Source organism: Bradyrhizobium sp. SZCCHNR1053 (assembly GCF_032381235.1).
GTDB lineage: Bacteria > Pseudomonadota > Alphaproteobacteria > Rhizobiales > Xanthobacteraceae > Bradyrhizobium.
Genome location: NZ_JAUHJM010000006.1, coordinates 154,490 through 169,061, shown reverse-complemented (window position 1 = coordinate 169,061; position 14,572 = coordinate 154,490). Strand labels below are relative to the sequence as shown.

14 protein-coding genes are annotated in these 14,572 nt (G+C 65.3%); 11 read left to right on the top strand and 3 right to left on the bottom strand.

The genetic code is table 11. The features are described 5' to 3' along the window. Positions 1-16 precede the first annotated feature (16 nt). Positions 17-1,168, bottom strand: coding sequence for a DUF2865 domain-containing protein (locus QX051_RS16955; RefSeq protein ID WP_315776896.1), 1,152 nt, complete (start codon positions 1,166-1,168; stop codon positions 17-19). Positions 1,169-1,321: 153 nt separating this feature from the next. Further along, complete coding sequence (locus tag QX051_RS16950; RefSeq protein ID WP_315739652.1) at positions 1,322-1,630, bottom strand: hypothetical protein; 309 nt, start codon at positions 1,628-1,630, stop codon at positions 1,322-1,324. A gap of 389 nt (positions 1,631-2,019) precedes the next feature. Here QX051_RS16950 and cysS point away from each other — a divergent pair, with 389 nt between their 5' ends. From cysS to QX051_RS16930, 4 genes are all read left to right on the top strand, one after another. Next, positions 2,020-3,429 (top strand): cysteine--tRNA ligase, encoded by a 1,410-nt coding sequence (gene cysS, locus QX051_RS16945; RefSeq protein WP_315776895.1) that lies wholly within the window; start codon positions 2,020-2,022, stop codon positions 3,427-3,429. Between the two features lie 113 nt (positions 3,430-3,542). Beyond that, complete coding sequence (locus QX051_RS16940; RefSeq protein ID WP_315776894.1) at positions 3,543-4,046, top strand: GNAT family N-acetyltransferase; 504 nt, start codon at positions 3,543-3,545, stop codon at positions 4,044-4,046. Next, positions 4,043-5,656, top strand: coding sequence for a citramalate synthase (gene cimA, locus QX051_RS16935; RefSeq protein ID WP_315776893.1), 1,614 nt, complete (start codon positions 4,043-4,045; stop codon positions 5,654-5,656). Before QX051_RS16940 ends, cimA begins: the two co-directional genes overlap by 4 nt. 120 nt (positions 5,657-5,776) lie before the next feature. Further along, positions 5,777-6,154 carry a VOC family protein gene (locus tag QX051_RS16930; protein WP_315739658.1) on the top strand — a complete coding sequence of 126 codons (378 nt, stop codon included), beginning with the start codon at positions 5,777-5,779 and terminating at the stop codon, positions 6,152-6,154. Positions 6,155-6,157: 3 nt separating this feature from the next. On the opposite strand, the gene QX051_RS16925 is transcribed toward QX051_RS16930, so the two are convergent. After that, positions 6,158-6,760 carry a TIGR00730 family Rossman fold protein gene (locus tag QX051_RS16925; protein ID WP_315739659.1) on the bottom strand — a complete coding sequence of 201 codons (603 nt, stop codon included), beginning with the start codon at positions 6,758-6,760 and terminating at the stop codon, positions 6,158-6,160. A 242-nt stretch (positions 6,761-7,002) separates the two neighbouring features. Here QX051_RS16925 and QX051_RS16920 point away from each other — a divergent pair, with 242 nt between their 5' ends. The 7 genes from QX051_RS16920 to QX051_RS16890 all read left to right on the top strand — a co-directional run bounded on the left by QX051_RS16920 (position 7,003) and on the right by QX051_RS16890 (position 14,452). Further along, positions 7,003-8,973: an ABC transporter ATP-binding protein/permease gene (locus QX051_RS16920; RefSeq protein ID WP_315776892.1), complete on the top strand. Its 1,971-nt coding sequence runs from the start codon at positions 7,003-7,005 to the stop codon at positions 8,971-8,973. Between the two features lie 93 nt (positions 8,974-9,066). Continuing rightward, positions 9,067-9,801: a phosphatidylserine decarboxylase gene (locus QX051_RS16915; protein WP_315739724.1), complete on the top strand. Its 735-nt coding sequence runs from the start codon at positions 9,067-9,069 to the stop codon at positions 9,799-9,801. Positions 9,802-9,887: 86 nt separating this feature from the next. Beyond that, positions 9,888-10,778, top strand: a complete 891-nt coding sequence (locus QX051_RS16910) for a phosphatidylcholine/phosphatidylserine synthase (protein ID WP_315739662.1) — start codon at positions 9,888-9,890, stop codon at positions 10,776-10,778. 110 nt (positions 10,779-10,888) lie between these two features. Then, positions 10,889-11,608 (top strand): RraA family protein, encoded by a 720-nt coding sequence (locus QX051_RS16905; RefSeq protein ID WP_315758933.1) that lies wholly within the window; start codon positions 10,889-10,891, stop codon positions 11,606-11,608. Positions 11,609-11,732: 124 nt separating this feature from the next. Continuing rightward, positions 11,733-11,879 carry a hypothetical protein gene (locus QX051_RS16900; protein ID WP_315776891.1) on the top strand — a complete coding sequence of 49 codons (147 nt, stop codon included), beginning with the start codon at positions 11,733-11,735 and terminating at the stop codon, positions 11,877-11,879. 24 nt (positions 11,880-11,903) lie between these two features. Further along, complete coding sequence (locus QX051_RS16895) at positions 11,904-14,093, top strand: hybrid sensor histidine kinase/response regulator (protein ID WP_315776889.1); 2,190 nt, start codon at positions 11,904-11,906, stop codon at positions 14,091-14,093. Beyond that, a complete protein-coding gene (locus tag QX051_RS16890; protein ID WP_315739666.1) occupies positions 14,090-14,452 on the top strand; it encodes an Hpt domain-containing protein in 363 nt (120 codons plus the stop codon). Before QX051_RS16895 ends, QX051_RS16890 begins: the two co-directional genes overlap by 4 nt. Positions 14,453-14,572: the final 120 nt, after the last annotated feature.

The window sequence follows — 14,572 nt, the reverse complement described above, 5'->3', positions numbered from 1 at the left end:
GGTCCGGCGATTTCGCTCAGCGCGCCGGGATGAAGGTCGGTCCGACCGTGCGGATCTGCTTGTCGCCACCGGCGCCCGTGGTGTCCGCGGTCGCGGGCGCTGCGGCCTCGGCCGGCGCGGCACCCTTCCGGGCGGCGTTCGCAGGCGGCTTACCGGTCTGGCGCTGCTGCATCCGCTTGGCGCTCTCCTCGGTGACGATGATGTCGCCCTGCTGCTCGGCTGCGGCCTTGTCATCGATCGATTTCAGCGCGTCGGCCCAGGTCTGTCCCGCGGCCTTGCAGGAACAGCTCGGGTTGAACTCGGTGCGATACTTGAAGGCGTTCGGCAGCGCGGTGTAGGGCTGGCCGTTGACCGAGACCGCCTGGTTCATGTCCTCGCCGGGGTTGCGATAGGTGAACAGCGTCGCGTCGGCGGCGGGGCATTGCGCCTTGCAGGCGCGCTCGTCATCGGCGAAGCGGCCGGGAACGGTGGCGAACGAGATCGGGAAATAGGCGCCGTCGCAGCTACGCACGCACACGGTCCGGTAGGTGCCCTGCGGCGCCGCGAGATCGGCGCTCGGCGGGGGCAGCGATGCGGCCGGATTGCTGTCGGCGCCGCCGCCGAACAGGCTGGTCAGGAAGTTGCCGCCGCCGCGATTGGCGTTGGCATATTGCTGGTACTGCGGGCCGCAATTGTTCTGGCCGAGCGCTGCCAGCACCGAGCGGCGCTGATTGTCGCGCTCACCACCAAACCCGCCGCCGCGCAGCCGCTCCAGGCTGTTGGTGATCTGGTCGAGATTGGTTCGCATCTGCTGGATCTGGTTGTTGACCGGAGCGCATTCCGCGGAACGGCCATTGAACAGCGAGAAGAAGCCGGTGCTGTCGCAGCCCATGCGCTTGGCCTGCATGCTGACGCGGTCGAGCTCGCCTTGCTGCTTGGCGGCCGCGTCCTGATAACGCCGGATCTGGTCCTCACGCGCGGGATCGCCGCCACCGCCGCGATCGATCGAGGCGAGCTGCGCTTCCAGACGCGGGCAGATCGGATTGACGCCGGCCTGCGGCCCGGGCTGGCCCGGCGGCATCTGCGCATAGGACTCGGAGCTGGATTGCGCCAGGGCGTGCGAGCCGGTCAGGGTCAATCCGAGCAGCGCAGAGACGGCCAACAGGCGCGGAGACAAGGATGCGATCAAGATGCGGTATTCCGGTCCATGGGTGCAGCCGCGGGACTAGCACAGAATTCGGAAAAATCGCGGCAGCGGCGGGCATCCCTTAGCCGCTTTGTCGGGCATCGTCACGTCGTTTCCGGGGCGCCGGGGTGGCGGGAACAGCCGTTCCCGGCCGTCTCAGCGCTGGCAGGTGATCGCGACGAAGTCGCTGCAGCCGCCATGGGCGCAGTTTGCGCCAGCTTTCGGCACCGATCCGGTGATTTCATCGGGGTCGACGCGGCGATAGGAGGAGGCCTGTGCAAAATCCCGTGATTGGCAGTACGACCGCGCGGCCGAGGCGCCGCATCGGTCGCCCTTGGCGAGGCACTGGTCGACGCCGTAGCCGTCGGCTTCGTTGGCGATGATGAAGATGCGGCTCTCCGCCGTGGCGGTGGTCGCGGCGGCGAGGAGAACACAGCAGGCGAGCAGCGCCGAGGAGATTCGCATGGTGCACCGGTGGGTGTAGGAGACAACTCATGGTTAGGCCCAAAAGGTTAAAAATGATTAACCATGAGGCGGGGCGCGAGCATTTGGGCAGTGAAAACGGCCGTTTTGCGGCTCTTGACGGAGACAGCCGGCTGCAGCATGGTGAGTTTCATGAACGGTTTCCTCGCCATCTGCTGCATTTGCCGCGAGATTACGCGCTAGCGATTCGCTGGCTGAGGCCGTCTTTTCTCAACAGAGATGATCAGGACGCCCGGCCGGCAGGTCGGAAGTGTGATTCGTGCCGTGGCGGCCCGCTCGCGGGCGGTCGTGCGGCGTAGGACACCCGTTGCGCCTCGTCATGGACTGTCGGTCCGGCGGGGCGGTGAGCACAGGGCATTCGGGGACGGACCATGGACTTGCGTTTGTACGACACCGCGTCGCGGGAGAAGCGCTCCTTCGTGCCGCTCGATCCGAACAATGTCCGCATGTATGTCTGCGGACCGACGGTCTACGACTTCGCCCATATCGGCAATGCGCGGCCCGTGATCGTCTTCGACGTGCTGTTCCGGCTGCTGCGGCATCTCTATGGCAAGGATCACGTCACCTACGTCCGTAACATCACGGACGTCGACGACAAGATCAACGCCCGCGCCGCACGCGACTTTCCCGGGCTGCCGCTGAACGAGGCGATCCGGAAGGTCACGGAGGTGACGGCCAATCAGTTCCACAGCGACGCGGCTGCGCTCGGCAGTCTGCCGCCGACCTTCGAGCCACGCGCCACCGAGTTCGTGCTGCCGCGCCCTGATGGCAAGGCGGATATGGTGACCCTGATCAAGCAGCTGATCGCGCGTGGCCACGCCTATGAGGCGGGCGGCGAGGTGTTGTTCGACACCCGGTCGATGCCGGACTATGGCGCGCTATCAGGTCGTAGGCTCGACGAGCAGCTCGCCGGCGCGCGCGTGGCCGTCGATGCGCACAAGAAGAATCCCGCCGACTTCGTGCTGTGGAAGCAATCGTCGGAGGACGAGCCGGGCTGGGACAGCCCGTGGGGCCGCGGACGGCCGGGCTGGCACATCGAGTGCTCGGCGATGAGCGCGGCCTTTCTCGGTGAGGTCTTCGACATCCATGGCGGCGGGCTCGACCTGATCTTCCCGCATCATGAGAACGAGATCGCGCAGTCGCGTTGCGCGCACGGCACGTCCGTGATGGCGAACTACTGGCTGCACAATGAGTTCGTCCAGGTCGAGGGCGCGAAGATGTCGAAGAGCCTCGGCAACTTCGTCACCATCCGAGACCTGCTGGCGGACTGGCCCGGAGAGGTGTTGCGCCTCAACATGCTCAAGATGCATTATCGCTCGCCGGCGGATTGGACGGTCAAGGGCCTGGAGGAGAGTGCCAAGACGCTCGACGACTGGTATCGCGTCGCGGCCGATGCGCCGGGCGAGCAGCCGGAGCCTGAGATCATCGCCGCCCTCGTCGACGACCTCAACACGCCGCTGATGATCGCAGAGCTGCACGCGTTGCGGAGCCGTGCGGCGTCCGGCGGCGAGACGGATCGCGCTGCCTTTGCAGGCTCGCTTCGTTTTGCGGGCTTCCTGTCAGAAACCGTCGCGCAATGGGAGGCGCGAAAGCAGCAGGCCAAAGGCGTCGACGCCGCCAAGGTCGAAAGCCTGATCGCCGAGCGCACCGCGGCTCGCGCGCGCAAGGACTTCAAGGAGTCCGATCGCCTCCGCGACGAGCTCGCGGCGATGGGTGTCGTGTTGAAGGATGGCAAGGGCGCCGACGGCAAGCCGGTGACGACCTGGGAGATCGCGCGATGAGCAAGCCCGACACGCCGTTTCCCCGGCACTGGCTGTACTACATCCTGCTCAAGCTGGTTCTGATCGCGGGCGCAGTGGCGCTGGTCACGAAACTCTACGGCATGTGGTGACGCATGGGACAGGCTCTCCCGAGGCCCGCGCTGCGGCCGTTTCTTCCCGCTGATGCGCCGGTTCTGGCCGCGATCTTCGTCGCCAGCATCCAGGAGCTGACCGGTGACGATTACAGCGAGGAGCAGCAGGAGGCCTGGGCTTCCGCTGTGGACGATGAGACGGGCTTCGGCAAAAGGTTGGCGTCCGAGCTCACCTTGATTGCGACCCTGCAGGGCTCGCCGGTCGGCTTCGCCGCGCTGAAGGGAAACGATCACATCGACATGCTCTATGTCCATCCGAACGCGGCGGGGCAGGGCGTCGGGGCCCTGCTATGCGACGCGCTGGAAAAGCTGGCGGGCGCGCGCGGCACGACCGGTCTGTCGGTCGACGCCAGCGACACGGCGGTCGAATTCTTCCGCAAGCGCGGCTACGTCGCGCAGCAGCGCAACAGCGTCTCCATCAACGGCGAGTGGCTCGCCAACACGACGATGAAGAAGACGCTCGGCTCCGGGGGAGCACAGGCATGAGCACGGCAGGCACAAGCAGGGAACGACTTTATCTGTTCGACACCACCCTGCGCGATGGCGCGCAGACCAACGGTGTCGATTTCACGCTGGCCGACAAGCAGGCCATCGCGCGCATGCTCGACGATCTCGGCATCGACTATGTCGAGGGCGGCTATCCCGGCGCCAATCCGCTCGACACGGAGTTCTTCGCCGCCAAGCCCAAGCTCGGCCACGCCTGCTTCACCGCCTTCGGGATGACGCGCCGGGCGGGACGCTCGGTGTCCAACGATCCGGGCGTAGCGGCGTTGCTGGAGGCCAAGGCAGACGCGATCTGCTTCGTCGCGAAGTCATCCGCCTATCAGGTGCGCGTCGCGCTGGAGACTACCAACGAAGAGAATCTCGCCTCGATCCGCGACAGCGTGACGGCCGCGAAGGCTGCGGGGCGCGAGGTGATGCTCGACTGCGAGCATTTCTTCGACGGCTACAAGGAGAATGCGGAGTTCGCGCTGGCCTGCGCCCGCGCGGCCTATGAGGCCGGCGCGCGCTGGGTCGTGTTGTGCGACACCAATGGCGGCACCATGCCGCACGAGATCGAGGCGATCGTCGGCGAGGTCGTCAAGCACGTGCCGGGCGATCACCTCGGCATCCACGCCCACAACGACACCGAACAGGCGGTGGCGAATTCGCTTGCCGCGGTGCGCGCCGGCGTGCGCCAGATCCAGGGCACGCTGAACGGGCTCGGCGAGCGCTGCGGCAACGCCAATCTGTGCTCGCTGATCCCGACCTTGAAGCTGAAGACGGAGTTCTCGGATCGCTTCGAGATTGGCGTCTCCGACCAGCAGCTCGCCGGGCTGATGAAGGTCTCGCGGACGCTCGACGACATGCTGAACCGCGCGCCGAACCGCCACGCGCCCTATGTGGGCGAGAGCGCCTTCGTGACCAAGACCGGCATTCATGCCTCGGCCGTGCTCAAGGATCCACAAACCTATGAGCACATTCTGCCCGAGAGCGTCGGCAATCGTCGCAAGGTGCTGGTATCGGACCAGGCGGGCCGTTCCAACGTGATCGCGGCGCTGGAGCGTGGTGGCATTCCCTTCACCAAGAGCGATCCGAAGCTGACGCGGCTGGTCGAGGAGCTGAAGGAGCGCGAGGCCGCGGGCTATGCCTACGAGTCCGCCAACGCCTCGTTCGAGCTGTTGGCGCGGCGCACGCTGGGCTCGGTGCCCGAGTACTTCCGGGTCGAGCAGTTCGACGTCAATGTCGAGCAGCGCTACAACGCGCTCGGCGAGCGCGTCACGGTGGCGCTGGCCGTGGTCAAGGTCGACGTCGCTGGCGAGCGGCTGATCTCGGCGGCCGAGGGCAACGGTCCGGTCAATGCGCTCGACGTCGCGCTGCGCAAGGATCTCGGCAAGTACCAGGGCTATATCGATGGTCTGAAGCTGATCGACTATCGCGTCCGCATCCTCAATGGCGGCACCGAGGCGGTCACGCGCGTGCTGATCGAGAGTGAGGACGAAAAGGGCGAGCGCTGGACCACGGTCGGCGTGTCGCCGAACATCATCGATGCCTCGTTCCAGGCGCTGATGGATTCGGTATTCTACAAGCTGGTGAAATCCGGCGCGCCGGGGTGAGATGGTGTATCCGTCATTGCGAGCGAAGCGAAGCAATCCAGAGTCTTTCCGCGGATCGAGTCTGGATTGCTTCGTCGCTCTGCTCCTCGCAATGACGGAGGAGAGGGCAGGAGGTAACGCATGATCGACCACGTCTCCGTCGGCGTCAGCGATCTCGCCCGCAGCGCCCGCTTCTATGAGCTCGCGCTGGCGCCGCTCGGGATGACGCGCCTGGTCGCGCGCCCGGCGACCATCGGCTTCGGCAAGGCCTATCCGGAGTTCTGGATCAATCTGCGCCCCGCGATGGCGCGGGTATCGTCCGACACCGGCTCGCATCTGTGCTTCCGTGCCAGGAGCACCGCCGAGGTCGATGCATTCCATGCGGCGGCGCTGGAGGCGGGCGGTGTTTCAGACGGCCTGCCTGGGCTACGGCCGCATGATCGCGTGCGCTACTACGCCGCCTTCGTGCTCGATCCCGACGGCAACCGGATCGAAGCCGTCACATTTCCCGCGGAGTAGGGATCAGAGCCGCTTGGCGATCTCCGGCGCCATTTCGGTCTCTTCCCTGGCGATGCCGGCGGCAGCCGCGCGCAGGCGCGGCAGGATGTCCTCGACGCGCTCGGCCTTCAAGAGCTCGATCGAGAAGCCGGGGCGGATGAACTCGGTCTCGCGCATATGGGCGAGCAGCGAGAACAGCGGCTCCCAGAAGCCGTCGATGTTGGCCATCAGCACCGGCTTGGCGTGGCGTCCGAGCTGCTTCCAGGTCAACTGCTCGACCAGCTCCTCGAGCGTGCCGATGCCGCCGGGCAGCGCCACGAACGCATCGGAATGCTCGAACATCAGCCGCTTGCGCTCGTGCATGTCGGGCGTGACGATGAGATCCTTCAGCGGCATCATGACTTCCTTCTTCACAAGGAAGTCCGGAATGATGCCGGTGACGTCGCCGCCATGGTCGAGCACCGCCTTGGCAACCGCGCCCATCATGCCGATGGAGCCGCCGCCATAGACGAGCCTGACGCCGTTCTCGGCGAGCGCCTTGCCGAGCGCTTTCGCTGATTCGATGAAGCTGGGATTGGTCCCGGGGCCGGAGCCGCAATAGACACAGACGGTGCGGATTTCAGTCATTGGACGGATGTGACACTGCAGTTGAAAGGCGTCAAGACGAGGGCGGAGGGCGTGGATTCGCGGGCTTTCACGGAATGATGCGGACTGGATGGATCCATTTGCCTGGGAATGGAGTATGCAAATACTGCGCCGCGGCAACGGAATCCGCCGACGCACGGGTGCATCCGGCGCCCGGACACTCTATATGACCAGCAACGCCGGCATCACAACATGCCGAGACACTCGCTGTTCCAGAACATTCGATGCCGCCCGATTCCTCCTCCGAACCAGCCGCCAGCCAGCCATCGTCCCTCGAGCAGGGAACGCTGGCCGGCACGCTGCGCCATTTGTGGCCCTTCATCTGGCCGAGCGATCGCGCCGACCTGAAGATGCGCGTGCTATGGTCGGTGGTGCTGCTGATTGTGGCGAAGGTCGCGACGCTGGTCCTGCCCTTCACCTTCAAATGGGCGACCGACGCGCTGACCGGCGCCAACACCGCGCCGATTGCGCCCGCCAACTGGGCGTTCTGGCTGGTGGCCTCACCGCTCGTCATGACGGCAAGCTACGGTGGGATGCGCGTCCTGATGGCGGTGCTGACGCAGTGGCGAGATGGTATTTTTGCCCGCGTCGCCATGCATGCGGTGCGCAAGCTCGCGACCATCACCTTCGTCCACATGCACGAATTGTCGCTGCGTTTTCACCTGGAGCGCAAGACCGGCGGCCTGACCCGCGTGCTCGAGCGCGGCCGCAACGCGATCGAGACCATCGTGCGCATGGTGATCCTGCAGCTGATCCCGACCATCGTCGAGGTCTCGCTGCTGACGGCGGTGCTGCTCTGGCAGTTCGACTGGCGCTACGTGCTGGTCACGCTCACCATGGTCGCAGCCTATCTCTATTACACCTACATCGCGACCGAGTGGCGTATCGAGATCCGGCGCCGCATGAACGACTCGGACACCGATGCCAACACCAAGGCGATCGACTCGCTCTTGAACTATGAGACGGTGAAATATTTCGGCGCCGAGGCGCGCGAGGCCGAGCGCTATGACCGTTCCATGGAGCGCTACGAGCGCGCCAGCGTGAAGACCTATACCTCGCTCGCAGTGCTCAACGCCGGGCAGGCCGTGATTTTCACGATCGGGCTGACGGTGGCGATGCTGATGTGCGCCCAGGGCGTGCGCCAGGGCCGCAACACGGTCGGCGACTTCGTCATGATCAACAGCATGATGATCCAGCTCTACCAGCCGCTGAACTTCATGGGCATGGTCTACCGCGAGATCAAGCAGGCGATCATCGACATCGAGAAGATGTTCGGCGTGCTCACGCGCGATGCCGAGGTGAAGGATTCACCCGGGGCGACGCCTTTGGTGGTGACCTCCGGCCATGTCCGCTTCGAGGACGTCCGCTTCGCCTATGAGCCGGAGCGGCCGATCCTGCAGGGCCTGAGCTTCGAGGTGCCGGCCGGCAAGACGGTCGCGATCGTGGGTCCGTCAGGTGCCGGCAAGTCGACCATCTCGCGGCTGCTGTTTCGCCTCTACGACGTCTCCGGCGGCCGCATCCTGATCGACGGGCAGGACATCCGCGACGTCACCCAGGTGTCGCTGCGCGCCCAGATCGGCATGGTGCCGCAGGACACCGTGCTGTTCAACGACACCATCCGCTACAACATCCGCTACGGACGCTGGGATGCCGACGACGCCGCGGTCGAGGAGGCGGCCCGCCTCGCGCAGATCGACGGTCTGATCCGGATGGCGCCGAAGGGGTACGAGACGCAGGTGGGCGAGCGCGGCCTCAAGCTCTCCGGTGGGGAGAAGCAGCGCGTTGCGATTGCCCGCACCATCCTGAAGGGGCCGCCGATCCTCGTGCTGGACGAGGCGACCTCGGCGCTGGACAGCCATACCGAGCACGAGATCCAGGAGGCGCTCGATGGCGTGTCGCGCAATCGCACCTCGCTCGTGATCGCGCACCGGCTTTCGACCATCGTGGCGGCCGATGAGATCATCGTGCTCGACCGGGGGCGCATTGCCGAGCGCGGCACCCATGCCGAGCTGCTGGGCAAAGGCGGGCTGTATGCCGGCATGTGGAACCGGCAGCGCGAGGCCGAGGAGGCGCGCGAAAAACTGGCGCAGATCGGCGACGATGCGGCGGCGCCGAACCGCAATCCGCCGGATCGGAGCGAGCCGGACGCGGTCGGGCCCGATCGGACCGGCCAGGTGGCGAGTGCCGCCGAATGATGCCGCGGACCGCCCTGATCTGAACTCAAGAATGCATTAAGGATTCATTTTGACCTTCGCCGGCCATCGACCTAGTCAAGGCGGCGGTCCGCTCTGAGGTCAGAGCGACAACACTCAACGAAGCAGGCCATGTCGATCAGCAATTCCATCCGCGCTCAGATCCCGCCGATCCACCCGGAAGGCTATCCCTTCATCGGGGGATTTGCCCTCGTCAGCCTGATCCTGTTCTGGATATTCACCCCGCTGGGCTGGATCGGCACGCTGCTCACCGTCTGGTGCGCGCTGTTCTTCCGCGACCCGATCCGGGTCACGCCGCAGCGGGAAGGGCTGGTGGTGGCGCCGGCCGACGGGCGCATCTCCATGATCACGCGCGCCCTGCCGCCGGCCGAGCTCGGCCTCGGCGACCGGCCGCTGCTGCGGGTCTCGATCTTCATGAGCGTGTTCAACGTGCATGTGAACCGCAGCCCGGTGGCTGGCCGGATCGAGAAGATCTCCTACCGTCCGGGCGCCTTCATCAACGCCGAGCTCGACAAGGCGAGCGAGGACAACGAGCGCAACTCGCTCGCGATCTCGACGCCCCATGGCCGCATCGGCGTGGTCCAGATCGCCGGCCTCGTGGCGCGCCGGATCGTGTCGTTCGTGCGCGAGGGGCAGACCATCGGGGCTGGCGAGCGCTTCGGCCTGATCCGCTTCGGCTCGCGGCTCGACGTCTATCTGCCTGACGGCACGGAAGTTCTGGTCTCGGAGGGGCAGACGGCCATTGCCGGCGAGACGATCCTGGCCGATTTCGACGTGCCCGTGCCCGGCCTGACCTTCCGGAGCCAGTGAACCGTCGCCGGCCGATGATGACTCATTAAAGGTCCTTGAGGCACCTTCCGACACAAGGTTTCGACCAACCCACACGTGGTGTGATCATGAGCTTCGATCCGAACTCTCCCGAACTGCGCCGGCGCCGTTTCCGCCCGATCCCGGTGCGGCTGCTGGTGCCGAACATGATCACCTTGTTGGCGATCTGCGCCGGCCTGACCGCAATCCGGCTGTCGACCGAGGGGCGGATGGAGCTCGCCGTCGGCGCCATCGTCTTCGCTGCCTTCCTGGACGGCATCGACGGCCGCATCGCCCGCATGATCAAGGGCCAGTCGAAGTTCGGCGCCGAGCTCGACAGCCTGGCCGATTTCGTCAATTTCGGCGTGGCGCCCGGTCTGATCCTGTATTTCTGGCAGCTCCATGAGCTGCGCGACGGCGGCTGGATCGCCGCCATGATGTACGCCATCAGCGGCGGCCTGCGGCTGGCGCGCTTCAATGCCAGCATTGACGATCCCAACAAGCCGCCCTTCGCCGCCAATTTCTTCACCGGCGTGCCGGCCCCGCTTGGCGCCATCACGGTGCTGCTGCCGGTCTATCTGGCGTTCCTGGATCTGCCGAGGCCGCCGGCGCTGGTGACGGCTTTCTACACGCTGCTGATCGCCTTCCTGATGGTGTCGCGGCTGCCGGTGTTCTCCGGCAAGACCACGCGGATGCGCGTCTCGCCCGAACTCGTGCTGCCAGTGTTCGCCTCGGTGGTGTTCTTCGTGGCGCTGCTGGTGGTCTATCCCTGGCACATCCTGTCGGCAGGATCGATCCTCTACATCCTGAGCCTTCCGTTCGGCTGGCGGCTGTATCGGCAGCAGGCGGCGCGGCACTCTGCGGTCCTTGGTGCCGCGGCTGCAGCGCCGCACGCCTCTTCTTCGTCCGCGACGGCTTTTGCGCCGACCGGCGCGCCAGCGGCGGAGCAGGGGCAGCGGCCGCCGGAACGGCTGCACTGAGCGCAGGGCACCAAGACCCAGCGCGCGCTTTGCCGGCTTCGGCGCCTCAGTTATACCGGATGGCCAAGGACGGCCGCGAATGCCGTCCGCATCATCTGGAGAAAACGCCCGTGACACGCACTGCCGCCGCGCCCCTCGCTGCTTCCGTTCTCGAGGCGCTCGCGCGCTACGATACGCCGACCATCTGCAACGCGATGGAGATCGTGGCGCCCGAACGCCGCCTGGTCGGCTACACGACCAAGCCGCTGGTGTGTCCGTTCCCCGATCTGCCGCCCATGGTCGGCTACGCGCGGACGGCGACGATCCGGTCCGTCGTCAAATCGGGATTGCCGGCGGACGAGCAGGCGAGGCGGCGCACAGACTACTACGAATATGTCGGCACCGGTCATGGTCCCCGCATCGTCGTGATCCAGGACATCGATGGTCCCGACATCGGCTACGGCGCGTTCTGGGGCGAGGTGCAGAGCAATGTCCACAAGGCGCTCGGCTGCCTCGGCGTGATCACGGATGGATCGATCCGCGACATTCCGCAATGGGCTGCCGGCTTCCAGGCTCTGGCGGGCTCGATCGGTCCGTCGCATGCGTGGGTGCATGCCGAGAGCTTCGGCGGCGAGGTCCGCGTCGCCGGCATGACCGTGCGCTCGGACGATCTGATCCACTCCGATCGCCATGGTGCGATCGTCATCCCGGCCGACATCGCGGCGAAGCTTCCCGAGGCGGCCGAGCTGTGCGCGCGCCGCGAAACGCCGATCCTGGAGATCGCGCGGTCAGCGGATTTCTCGCTCGAGAAGCTCAAGGCCGCCTTGAAGCGGTCGGCGGAGATTCATTGAGCCTCGCTTCGCTCCGGTCCCAATCAGCGAGAGCCGTACCGCTCGGCGGTGCGGCCCCGTTCGGGCCCTGCGCAGGGCCGCTCGCCGAACTGCGACGCTGCAACCGCATCCGGATGACTACGGGGTGGCGGCCGAGCTTCCGCCGAAAGTATCGGGCGTGGTGGCGAATGACCCGCAAACAGGCCGGGATTTGCCGAAGGTTAAGCGGCCGTCGTTCGTTGAGAAGATTTTATCCATCAAGCTTTACCTGATGGCCAGCCTGTCCCGATAGGCATGTCGCCCGAGGGCGAAGGACATGCGCAGGCTGATATCGAAATCGAGGCCGTTGTTCGGGCGGCTCGACCGGACCGTCGACAAGATGGTTCGGCTGATCGGACATTTCGGCAGCGCCGCGATCGGCCTCTCGGCGATCGCCCTGGTGTGGGCCGGCATCTTCTACACGATCTCCGAAGAGCATACTCGCACCGAGCAGTCGGCGCTGAAGAACGGCGCCAACCTGGCCCGCGCGTTCGAGGAGCAGATCATCCGCTCGATCCGCGCGGCAGATCAGACCTTGCTCTACGTCCGCGACTCCTATGCCAGGGACCCGCACAACTTCGACATGTCGCTATGGTCGAAGAACAGCCAGTTCCTGTCCGACTTCTCGTTTCAGGTCGTCGTGATCGGAAAGGACGGCATCATGCTGTCCAGCAACATCGATCCGAACATGCGCGGCCTCGACCTGCGCGACCGCGAGCACTTCCGCGTTCATGCCGGCGGAAAGGATGATTTTCTCTTCATCAGCAAGCCGATCTTCGGCCGCGTCTCCAACAAATGGTCGATCCAGCTGACCCGCCGCATCATCATGCCGGACGGTTCGTTCGGCGGCGTCGTCGTGGTCTCGCTCGATCCCGAATATCTGTCGAGCTTCTATAATTCGGTCGATCTCGGCAAGAAGGGCAATGTCACGCTCCTCGGTCTCGACGGCATCGTGCGCGCACGGGCCTCGGCCGGCCCGGGGGGCGTGGGATCCTCGCTCGCCGGCAGCCCGGTGATGAGCGCCATTCAGCACAGAAGCAGCGGCTTCTACACCTTCAAGAGTCTGATCGACGGCGTCACGCGCATCTACTCGTTCCAGCGCATCAAGGATCTGCCGCTGGTGGTCATTGTCGGTCAGGCCTCCGAGGAGATCTTCAGCGCCTTCAAGCTCAACCGCGATCGTGATCTGCTGGTCGGGGCGTTGCTGACGGTGGTCATCGGCATCATCACGATCCTGATCGCGCGCTATCAGGCGGGGCTTGCCGCCTCACGTGATGCCGCCGAGGCAGGTACGCGGGCGCGCTCCGAATTCCTGGCGATGATGAGCCATGAGATCCGCACGCCGATGAACGGCGTCATCGGCCTTGCCGATCTCTTGCTGTCGGCGGACCTCGGGCCGGAGCAGCGCAAGATCGCGACGACCTTGCGCGAGTCGGCCGACTACCTGTTACAGCTGCTCAACGACGTCCTCGATTTCTCCAAGCTCGATGCCGATCGTCTGGAGATCGAGCACATCGAGTTCGACCTGCACCGGTCGGTGACGGCGACCGCCGAACTGCTGGTGTCCCGCGCCAAGGAAAAGGGTCTGCAGCTGACCACCTCGATCGCGCCGGAAGTGCCGAGCTACGTGGTCGGCGATCCCGCGCGATTGCGCCAGGTGCTGTTCAACTTGGTCGGCAATGCGCTCAAATTCACCGAATCGGGCGGCGTCCATGTCGATGTCCGTGCCGAGAACCTTGCCGGGCCGAACCTGACGCTGGTGTTCTCGGTGGCCGATACCGGCGTCGGCATTCCCGCAGACGCCGTCAGCCGGCTGTTCAAGCAGTTCTCGCAGGTCGACAATTCCATCTCGCGCCGCTTCGGCGGCACCGGTCTGGGGCTCGCGATCTGCAAGCGCCTCGTCACCTGCATGGGCGGCGACATCAAGGTGCAGAGCAAGGTGGGCGTGGGCAGCACCTTCACCTTCTCGATCCAGGTCCAGCCGCAGCCGGACGTCGAGCAGGTGAGCGCGCCCGAAGCGACCATCGCGCCGGTCGGCGAGGCGATCGCCGAGGAACGTCCGGCCAGCGTCGAGCCACTGAAGATTCTCGTTGCCGAGGACAATCTGACCAATCAGTTCGTCGTCAAGAAGCTCTTGGACAAGCTCGGTCACCGCTACGACATCGTCGAGAACGGAACGCAGGCGATCGCGGCCGTGCAGAGGCAGAGCTACGATCTCGTGCTGATGGACATGATGATGCCCGAGATGGACGGGCTCACGGCGACGCGGATGATCCGCTCGCTGCCGCCGCCTGCCCAGGACATCTACGTTATTGCCCTGACGGCCAACGCCACCAGCCAGGATCATCTGGCGTGCACGGAGGCCGGCATGAACGACTTCGTGACCAAGCCGGTCACGCGCGATCGACTGAATGCCGCTCTGCTTCGCGCGGTCGCTGCTACACACAAGGAAAGGCTTGTCGCATGACCGACTTGGTGCAATTCGACGAATCCATCTATCAGACCCTGGTCTCCGAGCTCGGCGAGGAGGATGCGCTGGAAGTCCTGCGCACGTTCCTCGACGATACCTCGGGAAAGTTCGGCACGCTTGCCGCCAAGTTCGAGGATCGCCTCGAACTGAGGCGCGAGGCGCATTCGATCAAGAGTTCGTCGGCGACGTTCGGTTTTTCGGCGCTGTCGCGCCTGTCGCGCGAACTCGAGGTCGGATCGTCGACGATGGAGCCGGCGCAGATGCTGGAGATGATCCACAAGATGCAGCGATCATTCGATCAGTCAGCCGTCTTCGCCGCGGCTAACCTGCTCAAGTCCGGAGCGTCAGCCGCTTGAGCGAGGTCGGCGTGGTCTGCGGCGCTGCTGTTTACCTTTCATTATGCCTACCGAATTCAGTAACTCGTCCTTAATGGCGGACATTTAGTGTCGTGACACGCGGTCCAGAAGCACCGCGTC